This window comes from Aeromonas sp. 160P (assembly GCF_055193095.1).
Genome location: NZ_JBUXKV010000001.1, coordinates 4,418,831 through 4,431,817, shown reverse-complemented (window position 1 = coordinate 4,431,817; position 12,987 = coordinate 4,418,831). Strand labels below are relative to the sequence as shown.

Annotated in this window: 13 protein-coding genes; 9 read left to right on the top strand and 4 right to left on the bottom strand. The window is 60.1% G+C overall.

The features are described 5' to 3' along the window. Nucleotides 1–50: 50 nt before the first annotated feature. The 8 genes from nudC (at nt 51) to ACY8FN_RS20475 (ending at nt 8,941) form a co-directional block, all read left to right on the top strand. Nucleotides 51–830: an NAD(+) diphosphatase gene (gene nudC / locus ACY8FN_RS20510; protein WP_463101051.1), complete on the top strand. Its 780-nt coding sequence runs from the start codon at nt 51–53 to the stop codon at nt 828–830. 182 nt (nt 831–1,012) lie between these two features. Then, nucleotides 1,013–2,080, top strand: a complete 1,068-nt coding sequence (gene hemE / locus ACY8FN_RS20505) for a uroporphyrinogen decarboxylase (RefSeq protein ID WP_463101050.1) — start codon at nt 1,013–1,015, stop codon at nt 2,078–2,080. A gap of 109 nt (nt 2,081–2,189) precedes the next feature. Beyond that, the gene (locus ACY8FN_RS20500) at nt 2,190–3,119 is read left to right on the top strand and encodes an ROK family protein (RefSeq protein WP_101325718.1); all 930 of its coding nucleotides are present in this window, start codon (nt 2,190–2,192) and stop codon (nt 3,117–3,119) included. Between the two features lie 60 nt (nt 3,120–3,179). Further along, nucleotides 3,180–4,190: an erythrose-4-phosphate dehydrogenase gene (epd, locus tag ACY8FN_RS20495; RefSeq protein WP_101321310.1), complete on the top strand. Its 1,011-nt coding sequence runs from the start codon at nt 3,180–3,182 to the stop codon at nt 4,188–4,190. A gap of 61 nt (nt 4,191–4,251) precedes the next feature. Then, the gene (locus ACY8FN_RS20490; RefSeq protein WP_042018236.1) at nt 4,252–5,415 is read left to right on the top strand and encodes a phosphoglycerate kinase; all 1,164 of its coding nucleotides are present in this window, start codon (nt 4,252–4,254) and stop codon (nt 5,413–5,415) included. A gap of 115 nt (nt 5,416–5,530) precedes the next feature. Continuing rightward, nucleotides 5,531–6,610 carry a class II fructose-bisphosphate aldolase gene (gene fbaA / locus ACY8FN_RS20485; protein WP_042018234.1) on the top strand — a complete coding sequence of 360 codons (1,080 nt, stop codon included), beginning with the start codon at nt 5,531–5,533 and terminating at the stop codon, nt 6,608–6,610. Between the two features lie 159 nt (nt 6,611–6,769). Continuing rightward, on the top strand, nt 6,770–8,074 hold the full coding sequence (locus ACY8FN_RS20480) for an NAD(P)/FAD-dependent oxidoreductase (RefSeq protein WP_463101049.1): 1,305 nt from the start codon (nt 6,770–6,772) through the stop codon (nt 8,072–8,074). Nucleotides 8,075–8,314: 240 nt separating this feature from the next. Beyond that, nucleotides 8,315–8,941, top strand: coding sequence for a hypothetical protein (locus ACY8FN_RS20475; protein ID WP_463101048.1), 627 nt, complete (start codon nt 8,315–8,317; stop codon nt 8,939–8,941). A 49-nt stretch (nt 8,942–8,990) separates the two neighbouring features. Here ACY8FN_RS20475 and ACY8FN_RS20470 read toward each other — a convergent pair whose 3' ends face one another. The 3 genes from ACY8FN_RS20470 to cutA all read right to left on the bottom strand — a co-directional run bounded on the left by ACY8FN_RS20470 (nt 8,991) and on the right by cutA (nt 11,656). After that, entirely contained in the window at nt 8,991–9,404 is a 414-nt protein-coding gene (locus tag ACY8FN_RS20470; RefSeq protein ID WP_463101047.1) for a hypothetical protein, read from the bottom strand. A gap of 132 nt (nt 9,405–9,536) precedes the next feature. Then, nucleotides 9,537–11,342, bottom strand: a complete 1,806-nt coding sequence (locus ACY8FN_RS20465; RefSeq protein WP_463101046.1) for a protein-disulfide reductase DsbD — start codon at nt 11,340–11,342, stop codon at nt 9,537–9,539. Next, nucleotides 11,339–11,656 (bottom strand): divalent-cation tolerance protein CutA, encoded by a 318-nt coding sequence (gene cutA / locus ACY8FN_RS20460; protein ID WP_463101045.1) that lies wholly within the window; start codon nt 11,654–11,656, stop codon nt 11,339–11,341. The genes ACY8FN_RS20465 and cutA overlap by 4 nt, the downstream gene beginning before the upstream one ends. Nucleotides 11,657–11,900: 244 nt before the next feature. Between cutA and ACY8FN_RS20455 the strand changes: the two genes are divergently transcribed. Beyond that, entirely contained in the window at nt 11,901–12,257 is a 357-nt protein-coding gene (locus tag ACY8FN_RS20455; RefSeq protein ID WP_162517193.1) for a hypothetical protein, read from the top strand. A gap of 162 nt (nt 12,258–12,419) precedes the next feature. On the opposite strand, the gene ACY8FN_RS20450 is transcribed toward ACY8FN_RS20455, so the two are convergent. Continuing rightward, entirely contained in the window at nt 12,420–12,866 is a 447-nt protein-coding gene (locus ACY8FN_RS20450; RefSeq protein ID WP_101325710.1) for a PACE efflux transporter, read from the bottom strand. Nucleotides 12,867–12,987: the final 121 nt, after the last annotated feature.

The window sequence follows — 12,987 nt, the reverse complement described above, 5'->3', positions numbered from 1 at the left end:
CTGTGTAACTGGACTTTGTGTAATTGGACTTAAGTGAGAGTGTTCATCTGATGTCATTAACCGAACAAGCCCGCTGGTGCGTGCTGGGGGGCGATCATCTGGTACTGCTCGATCAGCAGGGAGAGGTACCACAAGGAAGTAAAGCGTGCCTGCCCGCAGCGCTGGCTGACGCCCATTTCGAGCGTTTTGACGAGTGGCAGGGGCTGCCCTGTTATCTGCTGGATCTGGGGGCTGAGGCCGACACGAGCGCCATGAGTCCGCTGCGCCAGCTGATGGTGGCGGGAGACGAAGAGGGCTTTCGCCTCGCGGGCCGCGCCTGGCAGCTCGCCACCTTCCGCCGTACCCACCGTTTCTGCGGCGAGTGCGGCGCCCCCATGACCCCGAAGGCGGGGGAGTGGGCGCAGGTGTGCCACCACGGCCATACGGCCTATCCGCGCATCTCCCCCTGCATCATAGTGGCGGTGCGCAAGGGGCCGGAGATCCTGCTGGCGGCTCATCGCCGTCACTATCAGGCCGACGATCCCATGTATACCGTGCTGGCCGGCTTTGTGGAGGCGGGGGAGAATCTTGAGCAGTGCGTGGCGCGGGAGGTGTTCGAGGAGAGCGGCATCCGGGTGTGCAATGTGCGCTACGTGGCGAGCCAGCCCTGGCCCTTCCCCCACAGTCTGATGATGGGCTTTACCGCCGACTACCAGAGCGGCGAGATCAGGGTGCAGGATGACGAACTGGTCGCTGCCGATTTCTTTGCGGCTGATAGGCTGCCGCGCTTGCCGCCCCACGGCACCATTGCCAGGCGGCTGATCGAGTTGTCACTGGCTGGCGAGGGGTAACGAGGCGCTTATCTTTTCGCCAACCTTTTTGCTCTTCTTTTTACAAACGGGGCGATCTGGTTTGCGCCCCTTCACATCTTTGCAACCGCGTGCCCATTTGCCACGTTTGGGGCAGTCCGCTTGGCCGGGCAAAGTGGTATTATGGCCGCCATTTTATGCGTGATACGAACTCAGGAACTGGGATGAAAGAGCTGAAGAACGATCGATACCTGCGTGCCCTGCTGCGCCAGGACGTGGATATGACCCCGGTATGGATGATGCGCCAGGCTGGCCGCTATCTGCCGGAATACAAGGCGACTCGCGCCCAGGCGGGGGATTTCATGTCCCTGTGCCGCAACGCCGAACTGGCCTGTGAAGTCACCCTGCAGCCGCTGCGCCGCTACCCGCTCGATGCCGCCATCCTCTTCTCCGACATCCTGACCGTGCCCGATGCCATGGGGCTGGGTCTCTACTTCGAGCAGGGCGAAGGCCCGCGCTTCGAGCGCCCGATTAAATCCATGGCTGACGTGCAGGCACTGCCCATTCCGGATCCGGAAGATGAGCTGGGCTACGTGATGAACGCGGTGCGCACTATCCGCCGCGAGCTGAAGGGCGAAGTGCCGCTGATCGGCTTCTCCGGCAGCCCCTGGACCCTGGCCACCTACATGGTGGAGGGGGGCAGCTCCAAGGCGTTCACCAAGATCAAGCAGATGATGTATGCCGAGCCGCAAACCCTGCATCTGCTGCTGGACAAGCTGGCCGACAGCGTCATCAGCTACCTCAACGCCCAGATCATGGCGGGTGCCCAATCCGTCATGGTGTTCGACACCTGGGGTGGTGTGCTCACCCCGCGGGATTACCGCGACTTCTCCCTGCAGTACATGCACAAGATTGTCGATGGCCTGATCCGTGAAAATGAGGGGCGCCGCGTGCCGGTGACCCTGTTCACCAAGAACGGTGGTCAGTGGCTGGAGCAGATCGCCGCCACCGGTTGCGATGCGCTGGGGCTGGACTGGACCACCGATATTGCCGATGCCAAGCGCCGGGTCGGCGACAAGGTGGCGCTGCAGGGCAACATGGATCCCTCCATGCTCTACGCCAATCCGGCACGCATCCGTGAAGAGGTTGCCTCCATTCTGGCCGGTTTCGGTCAGGGCAACGGCCACGTATTTAACCTGGGTCACGGCATCCATCAGGATGTGAACCCGGAGCACGCTGGCGTGTTCGTCAACGCGGTGCACGAGTTCTCTGCTCAGTACCACGGCCGCTAAGGCTGGGTGAGCGAAGAGAGACTGATTGATATCCGGGGCCGCAAGGCCCCGTTTTACATTAAAAAAGGCACCGCGACGAAAAGAGCGTGGCGCCAGCGCAGGAGGCAAGATGAGCAGCAAATCACTGGATTGGGGTATCGATCTTGGCGGTACCAAGTGTGAGTGTGTGGTGCTGGATGGCGACGAGGTGCTGTTGCGCCACCGCATCCCCACCGAGCGGGCGGGCGGTTATGACCATATGATTGGCCAGATCGCCAAGCTGGTGGCGCAGTGTGTCGAGAAGGTTGGCCAGCGTCCGACCGTCATAGGCATGGGCACCCCGGGGGCGCGGGATCCGCAAACCGGCCTGATGAAAAACTGCAACACCACCGAGCTCAACGGCAAGCCGTTCAAGGAAGATCTGGAGCGCAAGCTGGGCGTGCCGGTGCTGATTGCCAACGATGCCAACTGCTTCGCGCTGGCAGAAACCCACCTCGGCGCAGTGCGTCAGCACCATCCCGATGCGAAAGTGGTGTTCGGCATCATCATGGGCACCGGGGTCGGCTCCGGCATCGTCATCAATGGCCAGATCCTCAATGGGCACCACGGCATCGCCGGTGAGTGGGGCCACAATGTGCTCGCCCCCGATGGCCCCGAGTGCTACTGCGGCAAGCGCGGTTGTGTCGAGACCCTGATCAGCGGCCCGGCGCTGGAGGCCTGGTACGAGGCCAAGGCCAAACGTCGCCTCTCGCTCGCTCAAATCGCGGCCGCCACCGCTCACGATCATGTGGCCAAGCTCACCATCGACCGGCTGCACCTGCTGTTTGGTCAGGCGCTGGCCAACGTGGTCAACATTCTCGACCCGGACGTGATCGTCATCGGCGGTGGGGTGGGTAACGTACAGAGCCTTTATAGCGTGGGACGGCAGACAATTTTGCCCTTCCTCTTTAATCCCCGCTTCGCAACCCCCATTATTGCTCCAGCCCTTGGTGACAGTGCCGGGGTATTCGGGGCGGCGTTGCTGGCTCGCGGTGAATTCAAGGAGGCCCTGCTGTCGTAGCCGGGGCTCCCGGGCGGCCGGTGCGCCGCCCTGTTGCTGGTTCAAGGAAACGGATTCTCGATGATCAAGATTGCCATCAATGGTTACGGACGGATCGGTCGCAATGTGTTGCGAGCCCTCTATGAAAGCGGGCGCGACAAGACCATCAAGATCGTCGCCATCAATGAGCTGGCGGCCCCCGAGGCCATGGTGCACCTGACCCGTTACGATACCAGTCACGGTCGCTTTCACCATCCGGTACAACTGGCGGGCAACAGCATGCTGGTGGGGGAGGATCTCATCTCCCTGTTTGCCGAGCGGGATCCGGCTAAGCTGCCGTGGCGGGCGCTGGGGGTGGATGTGGTGCTGGACTGCACCGGGGTGTTCGGCTCGCGGGCCGATGCCGAGCTGCATCTGGCGGCGGGGGCGGGCAAGGTGCTCTTCTCCCATCCGGCCGATGCGGATGTGGATGCCACCGTGGTCTACGGGGTCAACCATCAGGTGCTGACCGGACGGGAGCGGATCGTCTCCAACGCCTCCTGCACCACCAACTGCGTGGTGCCGGTGATTGAAACATTGCATCGAGAATTCGAGATAAATTGTGGTACTATTACGACAATTCATTCGGCCATGCATGATCAGCAAGTCATCGATGCCTACCACAGTGACTTGCGCCGAACCCGCGCTGCCAGCCAGTCCATCATTCCGGTGGATACCAAGCTGGCAAAGGGGTTGGAGCGTATCCTGCCCCACTTCGCCGGCAAGTTCGAGGCGATTGCGGTACGGGTGCCGACCATCAATGTAACAGCGATGGATCTCAGTATTACTGTTCGTAAAAAAGTGACAGTTACTGACGTAAATCAAGCCCTGCAACGGGCGTCCAGAGGTACATTACAAGGTATTCTGGATTACACGGAAGAGCCTTTGGTCTCCGTAGACTTCAATCATGATGCACACTCCTGCATCATTGATGGTACCCAGACCCGGGTGAGCGATGCCAACCTCGTCAAGATGTTGATGTGGTGTGATAACGAATGGGGCTTCGCAAACCGGATGCTGGATACCACCCGGGCCATGATGGCCGCAGGCTGAGCCTGCCCCGGGCGAATAGGTTACTGTTTTTAACATTACCTGAAAATATAGAGGACTGAATATGTCTGTTATCAAGATGACTGACCTGGATCTGGCGGGTAAACGCGTTCTGATCCGTGCTGACCTGAACGTACCGGTAAAAGACGGTAAGGTCACTTCCGATGCACGTATCGTGGCGACGCTGCCGACCATCAAGCTGGCTCTGGAAAAGGGCGCCAAGCTGATGATCACCTCCCACCTGGGTCGTCCGACCGAGGGTGAATACAACGAAGAATTCTCCCTGGCTCCGGTTGTTAACTATCTGAAAGACGCTCTGTCTTGCCCGGTTCGTCTGGCCAAAGATTACCTGGATGGCGTAGACGTCGCCGCCGGTGAACTGGTTGTGCTGGAAAACTGCCGTTTCAACAAAGGCGAGAAGAAGAACACCGAAGAGCTGGCCAAAAAATACGCCGCCCTGTGTGATGTCTTTGTAATGGATGCGTTCGGTACTGCTCACCGCGCCGAAGGTTCTACCTACGGTGTTGCCCAGTTTGCTCCTGTTGCTTGTGCCGGTCCGCTGCTGGCAGGTGAACTGGAAGCCCTGGGTAAAGCCATGCTCAAGCCCGAGCGCCCGATGGTTGCCATCGTTGGCGGCTCCAAGGTCTCCACCAAGCTGACCGTGCTGGAATCCCTCTCCAAGATCGCTGACCAGCTGGTGGTTGGTGGTGGCATCGCCAACACCTTCATCGCTGCTGCCGGTCACAACGTCGGCAAGTCCCTGTGCGAACACGACCTGCTCGACACCGCCAAGAAGCTGGCTGCCGAGACCAACATTCCGGTCACCACTGACGTGGTTGTAGGCACCGAGTTCTCCGAGTCCACTCCGGCCACCATCAAGTCTGTTGCTGACGTGACCGACGGCGACATGATCTTCGACATCGGCCCTGACTCTGCCAAGGCCCTGGCTGACATCATCATGAACGCCAAGACCATTCTGTGGAACGGCCCGGTCGGTGTGTTCGAGTTCGATCAGTTCTCTGCTGGCACCAAAGTGATCGCTGAAGCCATCGCTGCTTCTCCGGCCTTCTCCATCGCTGGCGGTGGTGACACCCTGGCTGCCATCGACAAGTTTGGCATCGCCGACAAAGTCTCCTATATCTCCACTGGCGGCGGCGCCTTCCTGGAGTTCGTAGAAGGCAAGGTACTGCCGGCTGTTGCGATGCTGGAACAGCGCGCCAAAGCCTAATTGACCCGAGACGGGGGGCAAACGCCTCCCGTTTCGTTTATCATGTGGCCGCTGTGCCGGTTCATGATGAACCTCCCATTTTTTATTAACGGCATACGAGACAGGACGATTAAACATGTCTAAGAAAATTTTCGACTTCGTAAAACCCGGCGTGATCACTGGTGATGACGTTCAGAAAGTGTTCGCCATCGCTAAAGAGAACGGCTTTGCTCTGCCAGCAGTTAACTGTGTTGGTACCGACTCCGTTAACGCTGTGCTGGAAGCTGCTGCCAATGTTAAAGCGCCGGTAATCGTTCAGTTCTCCAACGGTGGTGCCGTGTTCACCGCCGGTAAGGGTCTGAAGATGGAAGGCCAGAAAGCCGCCATCCTGGGTGCCATCTCCGGTGCCAAGCACGTTCACGCTGTTGCCGAAGCCTACGGTATTCCAGTTATCCTGCACACCGACCACGCTGCCAAGAAGCTGCTGCCGTGGATCGACGGTCTGCTGGAAGCGGGCGAGAAGCACTTTGCTGAAACCGGCAAGCCGCTGTTCTCCTCCCACATGCTGGATCTGTCCGAAGAGTCTCTGGAAGAGAACATCGACATCTGCTGCGAGTACCTGACCCGCATGGCCAAGATGAACATGACTCTGGAGCTGGAACTGGGTTGCACCGGTGGCGAAGAAGATGGCGTAGACAACAGCCACCTGGATCAATCTTCCCTGTACACCCAGCCGGAAGATGTTGCTTACGCTTACGAGCGTCTGTCCAAGATCAGCCCGCGTTTCACCATCGCTGCCTCCTTCGGCAACGTACACGGTGTATACAAGCCGGGTAACGTCAAGCTGACCCCGTCCATCCTGGACGCGTCCCAGAAGTACGTTTCCGAGAAGTTTGCGCTGCCAGCCAAGTCTCTGGACTTCGTATTCCATGGTGGTTCAGGTTCCACTCTGGAAGAGATCCGCGAGTCCATCTCCTACGGCGTAGTGAAGATGAACATCGACACCGACACCCAGTGGGCAACTTGGGAAGGTCTGCTGAAGTTCTACCAGAAGAACGAAGCTTACCTGCAAGGCCAGCTGGGCAACCCGGAAGGCGCTGACAAGCCGAACAAGAAGTTCTACGATCCGCGCGTATGGCTGCGTGAAGGTCAGACTTCCATGATCAAGCGTCTGGAACAGGCTTTTGCCGATCTGAACGCCATCAACGTACTGTAATTCGTTACAGCACCTTGATTGCATGAAAAGGCGCCCTTCGGGGCGCCTTTTGCATTTCTGTGATCCGCACCGGTTGGTGAGTGGAGGCGGAACTGGGTATTATCGAAACAACTTTGCTTATTTTATTAAACAATTTGCAACCAAAGCAGGATGCTGAGTATGCAGGCAGGAAAGCACAATGGACATCAGGAGCACGTCGCCTCCTACTACGCGGCCACTCGCAACGATCCGCAGCAGTGGCCGGAGCTGGAGGGGGAGCACAAGGCTGACGTCTGCATCATCGGCGGCGGCTTCACCGGCCTTAACACCGCCATCAATCTGGCGGATGCCGGTTACAAGGTGGTGTTGCTGGAGGCCAATCGCATCGGCTGGGGGGCGTCGGGGCGCAACGGTGGTCAGCTTATTCGCGGTATCGGCCACGATACCAGCCAGTTTGCCCGCTGGATTGGCGAGCAAGGGGTACGCGAGCTCGATCTGATGGGGCTGGAGGCGGTGCAACTGGTGCGCGAGCGGGTCGAGCGCTTCAATATCGACTGCGATCTCAGCTGGGGCTACTGCGATCTGGCTACTCGTCAGCGTCATCTGGCAGGTTTTGAGGAGGATCTCGACCATCTGGCGAGCCTCGGCTATGAGCATGAGCTGAAACTGGTCCCACGGGAAGATATCCATAGCGTGGTGGGGTCGGATCGCTACATCGGCGGCCTCATCGACATGGGCTCCGGCCACCTGCATCCCCTCAATCTGGCACTGGGGGAGGCGCGCGCCGCCGCCAGCCTTGGGGTTGCCCTGTTTGAACACTCTCGGGTGACCCATATCGACTATGGCAAGCGGGTCGAGGTGACCACCGCCCACGGCCGGGTCACTGCCGATTATCTGGTGATCGGCTGCAACGCTTACCTCAACGACCTCAATCCCGATCTGGGGGGCAAGGTATTGCCTGCCGGTTCTTACATCCTCGCCACCGAGGTGCTCGATCGCCGCTTGCGCCAGCGGTTGCTGCCACAAAACATGGCGGTGTGCGATCAGAATGTGGCCCTCGACTACTACCGTCTCTCCGCCGACGGCCGCCTGCTGTTTGGCGGCGCCTGCAATTACTCGGGGCGAGACCCGAAGGATATCAAGGCGTTCATGTTGCCCAAGCTGCTGCGGGTCTTCCCCGAGCTGGCCGAGACCGCCATCGAGTTCCAGTGGGGCGGCATGATCGGGATCGGTGCCAACCGGCTGCCGCAGATTGGCCGCCTCAAGGAATACCCCAACGTGCTCTACGCCCAGGCCTACTCGGGTCACGGTCTCAACGCTACCCACATGGCGGGCAAGCTGGTGGCCGAGGCGATCAGGGGCGAGAGCCGGGGTTTCGATCTCTTCGCCAGCGTGCCCCATATGACCTTCCCGGGTGGCCCGGCGCTGCGCTCCCCGCTGCTGGCACTGGGAATGCTGTGGCACCGGATGAAGGATATCTTCTGACCCGCCTTGTCAGCCGGTGTGGTGATGGCTGAAAGCACCCCTTGTACCGGCCCCTTGTTTATAGCGGGTTGGCACTATCGTTCCGCCTGATAGACCAAAAAATGCATCCGCGCCAATCCCTTCTGGTTGGCGCTATCTTTTAGGTGTGAGAGCGGTTATCTGCCAAGGGGACGAGGGCGTGTCCGCTTGCCGCAATACTTGCCGAAAAAGGGCAGAGGACGGAGAGAGAGGAGGGCTGAGATGGAGATGAATGTGGTAGCGTCAGGCGGGCTCAGCCCGCTGGCGCAACGGCAAGGGGCTCCCGCTGCGCAGGCACCGGAGGGGGCCACGCCGTCGCCATCGACAGGTAGTGATAGCCGGATGGTGCGCGACCTTAGCGCTGTGCTGGACGAGCTCGGGCTGTCGCCGCAAGGGGAGGATGGCGGCGGGAGCAGTGCTTCAATCAGGGATTCGATGGAGGCATTCATCAACACCATGATGGGGGCTCTGCAACAGCAGCAGGAGCAACAGCTGGCGTTGCAACAACAACAGCGGCAAGAGCAGGAACAGCGCAAGCTTGCCCTCGAAGCCAGCAGCGAGAACCCGCTGAAGCGGGATCTGGAGCGCCTGCTGGAGCAGCTGGATCAACCGGGCGAACAGGGAAGAGCGCGCGCGCAAGGATCAGAGAACGGGCAAGTTACAGAGAACGAGCAAGTCGCAGAGAACAAAGAGCTGAACCCCTTGCAGAGCCAGCTGACCAAATTGCTGGAGAGCAGCGGTGCGGCAGAGAGCGGGGTCACTCTCAAGGAGGTGTTGTCGGGGTTGGCCAGCAAGTTGCCGAACGAACCCGCTGAGCGGAAAGGGTATCGGGTCGATACCCAGGTCTGAACTGGCTGGCAACGGCAGGCCCGTCGTTGCAGAGAGTGAGGGTAGCCCTTTATTGAGCCGGTTCGGCCAGTCGCCACCCCTGTTCGTCCTTCATCATCCACACCTCTGCCTCTTGCGGCAACACCTGACCCGCCTCGAACGCGCCATATTTACGCTCCAGCTCCATCAGCCCCATCTCTTGCTGAAAGGGGCCGACCCGGTCATAAATCAGATCTTCGTCGTGTAACACCTGCAGCTGATCGATCCCCTGCTTGAAGTGGAGCTGGTAGCTCACCTTGACCAGATAGACCCCCTCCATCCGCTCCTCCTTGTCGAGGATAGTGAAGTCGCTGATCTCGAACAGGTTGGCGTCTGTCTCGGCCAGCAGCCTGGCGGTAACCTGCAGGCGGATATCCTCTTCACCGGGACCTGCACTGCAGCCATAGAGCCAGAGGGCTAGCAGGGGGATGAACCACTTTTTCATCAAAACTCCGGACGGGCGAGACAATGGAGGGGCAAATTCTGCCATGCTGCCGTTCATATACAAGGGATTGCCAGAAAAATCAGCGCGTAATGCATGAGGCGGCCCCTGTCTGCCGACAAGGGACGCCGTTGCTCAGCGTAGCTGATCAAGCTTGCCCAGAAACTCGGCAGGCCCCATAAAGCCGGTGACCCGCTGCCCGGTCAGCTCCTTGCCCTCGCGGTCGAAGAAGATAAGGGTCGGCAGCCCCAGCACATTGAGGCTGTTGAGCAGCGCGATATCGGCATCGTCGTTGGCGGTGACATCCGCCTGCAGCAGCACCATCTGGCCGAAGCGCTCCCGCACCGCGGGGTCGCTGAAGGTCTTGTGCTCAAACTCCTTGCAGGCGACGCACCAGTCGGCGTAGAGGTCGAGCAGCACCGGCTTGCCGCGGGCGGCGGCCAGCTGCACCTTGAGATCATCCAGCGTCTTGATGCGGATAAACTGCGGAGCGCTTTGGCTGGCGCCCGCCGTGACGGCGGCAGGGGCGGCTGGTTGCAGCAGATCCTTGCCCACCACCACGGCGCTGATCATCGCCAGCAACAGCACGAAACCGCGCACGCTTTTGGCCACCGAGTGGGGCTGGTGCTGGTTGTGGTGATAGAGGTAGCCGCACAGCAGCAGACCCCAGCCGAGCCAGGCGAGGGTGGCAAGCTGATCGCTCCAGAGTCGTGACAGCAGCATGATGGGCACCGCCAGCAGGGCGAAGCCAAACAGCTGCTTGATCACATCCATCCAGGCACCCGCCTTGGGTAGCAGCTTGCCCCCCGAGGTGCCGAGCAGTAGCAGCGGCAGACCCATACCCAGTGACAGCGCATAGAGCGCCGCACCACCAAGCCAGAGATCGCCGCTCTGGGCCACGTAGATCAGCGCCCCCGAGAGCGGCGCCGTGGTGCAGGGGGAGCAGACCAGCCCGGAGATCATCCCCATGATGGCGACCCCGACTACCGAACCGCCCTGCTGGCGGTTGGAGAGGCCGGAGAGGCGAGTTTGCAGGCTGCTCGGCAGTTGAATGGTGTAGAGCCCGAACATGGAGAGGGCCAGCAGCACGAACATCGCCGAGAGGCCGATCAGCACATAGGGGTGTTGCAGCGCCGCCTGGAATTTCAGTCCCGCTGAGGCGACCACCAGTCCCAGTAATGTGTAGGTCACCGCCATCCCCTGCACATAGACCAGGGAGAGCAGGAAGGCGCGGCCGGTGGAGAGGCGATGACCGGCACCGGCGATGATGCCGGTCAGGATCGGGTACATGGGGAAGACGCAGGGGGTAAAGGCGAGCCCCAGCCCCAGCGCGAAGAAGGCGACGATGCTGAGCCAGAATCCCTGATGGCCGAGGGCGGCGGCCAGCTGATCCTGTTGGCTCACTGCTGCGACGCTTTGTGCCGTTTCAGTAGTCGCTTTACTCGCTGTGGTCGCAGTAGTCGCGGCGGCCAGCGGGGCCACATCGATCAGCTTGTCGGTCGGCGGGTAGCAGAGGCCGTCGGTACAGCCCTGATAGCGCACCCGCAGGGTAGCGCCGTCGCCCACCTCCTTTAGCGGCACCGCGATGCTCACCTGCTGGTAGTAGACCCGGGTCTTGCCGAAGAAGTCATCCTGGTGCTCGGTGCCTTCTGGCAGGGTTGGCTCGCTGAAGCTGAGGTTGTTCCCCTTGAAGCGCAGGCTGTGGCGATAGAGGTAGTAGTCATCGGCGATGTGGAGGGTCAGCAGCAGCTGATCGCCGCGCTGTTCGCTCTCGACCTGAAAGGCCTCATCGGCCTGCAAAAACTTGGGTTTGGCATTGGCTGCAATGCCCAGCGAGCTGAGTAGATCGGCGCCGTTGGCCTGGGCCGAGGGGCTGCCCACCGCTGTCATCAGCAGGGTACAGAGTAGCAGCAGGGGAGAGAGCAAGCGGGTGCGGATCATGAGGTCTCCCCATTCAGCCAGTCGAGATAGGCGGGCAGACCGGCACTCACCGGCAGGGCCAGCAGCTCGGGCACCTCATAGGGGTGATGGGCTTGAATGCATGCCTGCAGCTCGGCAAAGAGTGGCTGGCGAGATTTGATGATGAGCTGGATCTCGGTGGCACGCTCCACCTTGCCTTGCCAGCGATAGATGGAGGTGACTCCCGGCAGCTGATTGATGCAGGCGGCCAACCGCTGGTTCAGCAGCTGTTCGCAGACGAGGTCGGCACTGGTTTGATCTGGGCAGGTGCAGAGCACCACAATGGCGTCGGTCATAAAGCGGATCTTCACCTCGTTGGGGTAAACCGGGCAGGCGCCCTTGCCGTGCCATCCCGGCTTGGCAGATGAACGTGAAAAAGCGCCCGAAAATCAGCGGCTACTATACCCCAGAGCCGCTTCAAATAGCATCTGTAGCCATTTGTGAGCCAGCGCCAAAAATTAGTGGGGGGCATGAGATAGACGCTGTCATGGGGACAGGGCAGAATGAGCGGGCTTGTTCCCAATTGACGTAAGGAAATGTATGACCCAACAGAATGAGCAGCAGAGAAACCGCATGTTGAGCCTGCTGCGCGAAGGTGAGCGCCGCATGTTGGTTCAATTGGCCGGGCTGCTGCGCACGACCGCCGATGAAATCAATGCCGAGCTGGAGAAAGAGGAGCTGATGGCCACCCTGGAGCAGCCCATCACGGTGGAGTATCTCAACGGCGTGGTGCAGCACCATCTGTTCGAGCGCAAACACAAGGGAGATATGGCGGTTGCCCAGCAGATCCTGAGCGATTATCAGAGCGAGCTGGAAGCACAGCAGGCCGCTCAGGCCCAGCCTGAAGAGGCTGCCGCTGCCGACGAGAGCGGCGAAGAGCTCAAGGCACAGGCCTGAGCGACGGGCAGGCCTGAATCCTTACCTCTGAATCAGCCGGCCTGCCAGCGCTGATCCCTCTTGCGGCACCATCATGTCTGCCATGATGGTGCCGTGTCGTTACTTCTGTTGCCCTCACTTGTCGACCTTCACCTTCCAGTTCCGGCCCACTCGATTCGAGCCTTAGTTTGCCCCTTGTGGCATGCCGTGCGGCACTGCGCGGGGGATGGGGAACACCTTGTCATAACCCCAGTTGTAGACGAAGGCATAGATCAGGTAGAAGGCGACGAAGCCCAGATCCAGCACCAGCGCCTCCAGCATGCTGACGTTCAGCCACCAGGACATGACTGGCAGCGCGACGATCAGCAGACCGCCCTCAAAGCCGAAGGTATGCAGCACCCGTTGCCACAGGGTCTTGTGGGTGTGGCCCTGATACTTCAGCAGCAGCTTGTCGACCCCGATGTTGTAGATGTAGTTCCAGACGGTGGCCAGCAGCGAGAAGAACAGTGCCAGCGGGCCCATATGGTTGAGCCCGACCCCGGTGACCCAGCTGGCCAGCGGGGCGGCAATCAGCAGACCAATAAATTCAAAGCCAATGGCATGGCGCAGGCGATCGTTACGGGTACGCATAAGTCACTCTCTCAATCAGGTTTATTCACGAATTGCTGGCTAATCTATAGATCTTTTGCGATAGATTCATGTTGGTATCCATCGCTAAAATAGATAGATGAACAGAGGCTTGCCGGAGGGC